We start from the raw sequence: 4571 nt of genomic DNA, 5'->3' as shown, positions 1-4571 counted from the left end.
CTTCAATCTTGGGCGGGCTCGTAACCTCGGGCAAGGCAAGCCTGTAGGCGTAATAGGTCGAGGACGTCGCCAGCAACGTCACCCCAAGCCCCACCACATGCTGCGACAATCCAAAAGGCACTGTTAGGATACTGTGCAGGGTGCCGAACAGCATTCCAACAAGCATCGCTACACAGACGCCCGTCCAAAGCCCCGTGCCAGAATAGACCGCCATCCAGCCCGCAAAAGCCCCTGCAACCATAATCCCTTCGATGCCAAGATTCAGAACCCCTGCACGTTCGCAGATCAGCTCACCCAACGTGGCGAAAATCAATGGGCTGGCGATCCGGATCGCGGCGGCCCAGAAGCTGGCGGTGAACAGGATTTCGACGATTTCCATAAGATTAATCCCGCACCACTCGAAAACGGGTGAGCATGATGGCCAGAACCATCAACAGTAACGCTGTCGCAAGCATGATGTCCGCAAGATAGGTCGGCACGTCGGCAGCTCTGCTCATGCTGTCAGCCCCTACAAATATCCCTGCAACAAATAGTGCGGCAACGATCACGCCAAGCGGATGTAACAAGGCCAGCATCGCGACGATGATCCCAGTGTAGCCAAATCCGGGTGACAGATCGAGCGTCAGACTACCTTTCAGTCCCGCGACCTCTGAGAACCCAGCGAGTGCAGCTAAGCCACCTGACAGAAGCGCTGTCTTGACCAAAACTATGTTCACAGGGATGCCCGCAAAGGCGGCGGCTTGTTTGTTCAGCCCAACGGCGCGCATTTCATACCCTAGGGTGCTACGCGTCTGGACAATCCAAACAGCGATGGCTGACAGGATCGCTAGGGCAAACCCCCAATGCAGCCTGAGACCTTCGACAAGCCGTGGCAATCGTGCTTCTGGTATCAACCGTGCTGATTTGGGCCAACCCATGCCCATCGGGTCTTTTAGGGGACCTTCCAGAAGCATTGAGATGAAGAGCAGGAAGATGAAATTGAACAGCAGTGTCGTGACCACCTCATCAACCCCAAAGCGTGTTTTGAGGAGTGCGGGAACGAGGAGGAGTGTGGCGCCCGCTAGGATTGAGAACAGCGCCAGTGTCGGAAGGATCACGACACCAGGCCACGGCAAAAAACCCGTGCCAAGCAAGACTGTCATTAGAGCGCCTGCGTACAGCTGCGCCTCTGCGCCGATGTTCCAGAACTTAGCGCGAAAGGCGACCGCTACAGCGAGACCGGTAAAGATCAAAGGCGTAGCGCGGTTCAAGGTTTCCAGGATTGCGAATTTTGACCCGAATGCGCCCTCGAGGATCAGCCCAAAAACAGAAAAAGGATTTGCACCAGCGACCATCGCCAAAAGGGACGCGATCACAACCGTTACCCCCAAAGCACTCGCTGGCGGCAAAAGGCTGCGGGCCAGCGACGGGTTTTTGATGGGCTCAAGACGCATGGGCCACCGACGTTTCAAACCCTTGACCTGCCATCCAAAATCCAAGTTGGGCTGGTGTCATCTGGCCCCGGCTAAACTCGGGCGACAACCTTCCATCAGCGATCACATGAATAACATCCGACAAGGCCATAACCTCGTCCAGGTCCTCTGAGATCAAAAGCACCGCGGCCCCACCGTCGCGCGCTGCCAGCAATTGACTGTGGACATAATTGACGGCCCCGATATCGAGGCCTCGGACCGGTTGATTGGCCAGAATGATCTGCGGATCAGCTTCCAGCACGCGCCCTAGGATCAGCTTTTGCATGTTGCCACCTGAAAGCAGCCGAATTGGAGTGTCTGCGCTGGGACACCGCACATCATATTTGTCGATGATACTGTCTGCAAAAGCCCGCGATCTGCGCCAGTTGAGCCACCCGCCTTTGCTAAATGCATCCATCTTGTAACGTTCGAGTATTGCATTTTCAGTCAGGTCGAAGTCTGCGATCGTACCGGTCTTGTGTCGATCCTCGGGAATGCGCGCGATGCCGTTTTGCACCGCTTCACGCGGGCTCCATTTTTGGATCGTATTGCCATTCATCACCACACGTCCGGCAGAAGGATTGTGCAAGCCGCCCACAATATCAGCGACCGCCGCTTGACCGTTGCCAGAGACACCGGCGAGGCCGATGATCTGTCCAGCCTTCAAGGCAAGGGATACCGATTTCAGACCAGGGACATTGCCAAAATCTGGGGTGGTGACGTTCTGCAGTTCAAAAAGCACCGCGCCCGGATTTACGGGCGCTACCTGGGGCGGGGTCGCCTCTACACCCATCATCATCGCGGCAAGCGCGTGTTTGTCGGTGTCTTTTGTCCGGGCACCGCCGGTCATTTTACCGTGCCGCAATACGATAACGCGGTCGGCAATCGCCATGACTTCGTGCAATTTATGCGAAATAAAAATGATCGACAGCCCATTGGCAATGGCGAGCCTGAGCGTGGCGAACAAATCATCTGTTTCTTGAGGAGTGAGGACAGCTGTCGGCTCATCCAGGATCAAAATTTGAACGTCTCGATAAAGCGCCTTGAGGATCTCAACGCGCTGCCTTTCACCCACCGTCAGGCTGCCAACGTCCGCATCAGGGGATACAACAAGGTGGAATTTCTCAGACAGTTCTATGATTTTGGCCCGAGAAGCGGCCCGGTCAAGATGAGGGCTGAACAAGGAGCGCGCACCCAGTGTGATATTCTCTTGAACGGTCAGATTGTCAGCCAGAGTGAAATGTTGATGTACCATGCCGACGCCGGCATCCAACGCCGCGCGCGAATTCCCAGGCGGTAAGGTTTCACCAAACACTGCAACGGTTCCGCTGTCGGCAGTGTACTGCCCAAACAGGATGTTCATGAGCGTTGTTTTGCCCGCACCATTTTCACCCAACAACGCGACAACTTCACCTTTCATGACTGAAAAACTGACCGCATCATTTGCGATCAGTTCTCCAAATCGTTTAGTGATTGCGTTCAGGCAAAGTGCCTCAACAGGGTTCTTGGACATAGTATCTTAGGAAGATGACGGCTCTTCGTCGTTAATGGTCACCGAAAATGCGCCCGATTTAATTTCAGCCTCTCGTTTGGCAACCAATTCCAATGCGGCTGCGGGGATTTTTCCCTCAAATGTTCCCAATGGGGCCAACTCTGTTCCGCCTTGGCTCATAAAGGAATAAACACCGTAGTCTGCGGCCACAAAGCTGTCGCCTTGCACCGCTGCAATTGCCGTATCCAGCGTTGGCTCAAAGTTCCAAATAGCAGAAGCGACAACCGTATCAGGATAGTCAGCCTGCGTGTCGATGACGTTTCCGATGGCCAAAATGCCTTTTTCTTTGGCCGCATCAGAGACGCCAAAACGCTCCGCATAAAGCACATCCGCGCCATTTTCGATCATCGCAAATGCAGTCTCTTTTGCCTTGGGCGGATCAAACCAGCTCCCGATAAAGCTGACCTGGAACTGAATATCCGGGTTCATTTCGAGCGCACCGGCCATGAATGCGTGCATCAGTCGATTGACCTCAGGGATTGGGAAGCCACCAACCATGCCGATTTTGCCAGACGACGTCATCGACCCTGCAATGATGCCTGAGAGGTAAGACGCGTCTTGGATGTAATTGTCAAAAACTGCGAAGTTCGGCAGTGCCGCATCTTCTTTGAAGCTAGAGCCCATCAAAAACGCAACGCTTGGGTAGTCTGCTGCGACCTCACGCGCTTCTTGTTCAGCCCCGAAAACTTCGCCGATGATCAACGTATTACCAGCCTCAGCATACTCGCGCATCACGCGAGCGTAGTCCGTATTGCTGACATTCTCAGAGAACGTATATTCTAAGTCCCCGCGTTCTTGCGCAGTCAAAGCGGCCTTGTGAATTCGGCTGACCCATTGTTGTTCAACCGGCACGGTATAGATACCAGCTACCTTAATCGGCTCAGCTGCTGCCACACTGCCCGCCCCAAGCAAAAGCGATGTGGCGGCGGTGGTCGCCAAGAAGAAGCGGCGATTGAAATATGTAGTGTTGGTCATTGTGGAATCCCCATTAGTTCGAAACAAGTAACTTCGAATTTTATCAGTCGGTCAAGAAATGAATGCGTATTTCTCTCGGCTACACGCGATTGCCCTGGTATTGGCTGAAACAGAATTTATCGCCTAGTTATTGTCCATCATACGATCCTTCACCAGACGGATCTCGTATACAAGGACGAATATCATTCGCTCTTTGGGACGCACTTAAACCCTTCAGCGGCACTGTCAGAGCAAACCGGCTTAAAACGGGCAGGGCGGTGACCTAGCTTCGTGACGCGGACGAGAAACAGGAAGGCGGACCGGCTGGAAACCGGTCGCGGGTTCAACAATCGCGCCCTCTGCCTGACAGGGGTTTGCTTGCAAACCATGAAAAGGGATCTTTCGAAGGCGAGAACGGGCAATGCTGCGGTTTAGACGACGACGAAGTCTGCCGAAATTCGTCGCCGTTGGCGCTTCCGTCCAAAACAAGTTCAGCCAGGAGCGCGCGCTCTACAACCGAGCCAATTTCAAGCTGAACCATGCCGACGCTCTCGCCGTTTGGCGCGGTCTTCTTGCAGCCGAGCAGATTGCCCTTTCTGGGTAACTGAGACTGG

Annotated in this window: 3 protein-coding genes and 2 pseudogenes; 1 reads left to right on the top strand and 4 read right to left on the bottom strand. The window is 54.3% G+C overall.

Annotation, left to right across the window (positions count from 1 at the left end; all coding sequences use genetic code 11):
* From Q1B15_RS02160 to Q1B15_RS02145, 4 genes and pseudogenes are all read right to left on the bottom strand, one after another.
* Positions 1 to 379: pseudogene (locus Q1B15_RS02160) on the bottom strand (ABC transporter permease); the annotation flags it as partial.
* Between the two features lie 4 nt (positions 380 to 383).
* Complete coding sequence (locus Q1B15_RS02155) at positions 384 to 1433, bottom strand: ABC transporter permease (protein WP_299749447.1); 1050 nt, start codon at positions 1431 to 1433, stop codon at positions 384 to 386.
* The gene (locus tag Q1B15_RS02150; protein WP_299749444.1) at positions 1423 to 2964 is read right to left on the bottom strand and encodes an ABC transporter ATP-binding protein; all 1542 of its coding nucleotides are present in this window, start codon (positions 2962 to 2964) and stop codon (positions 1423 to 1425) included. The genes Q1B15_RS02155 and Q1B15_RS02150 overlap by 11 nt, the downstream gene beginning before the upstream one ends.
* Before the next feature lie 6 nt (positions 2965 to 2970).
* Positions 2971 to 3978 carry a BMP family protein gene (locus Q1B15_RS02145; RefSeq protein WP_299749441.1) on the bottom strand — a complete coding sequence of 336 codons (1008 nt, stop codon included), beginning with the start codon at positions 3976 to 3978 and terminating at the stop codon, positions 2971 to 2973.
* Between the two features lie 379 nt (positions 3979 to 4357).
* On the opposite strand from Q1B15_RS02145, the pseudogene Q1B15_RS02140 reads away from it, so the two are divergent.
* Positions 4358 to 4561 (top strand): annotated as a pseudogene (locus tag Q1B15_RS02140) (hypothetical protein); the annotation flags it as partial.
* Positions 4562 to 4571: the final 10 nt, after the last annotated feature.

The sequence above is a fragment of the uncultured Boseongicola sp. genome, from assembly GCF_937988555.1.
Lineage (GTDB): Bacteria > Pseudomonadota > Alphaproteobacteria > Rhodobacterales > Rhodobacteraceae > Boseongicola.
This window is presented reverse-complemented; position numbering and strand designations above follow the sequence as displayed.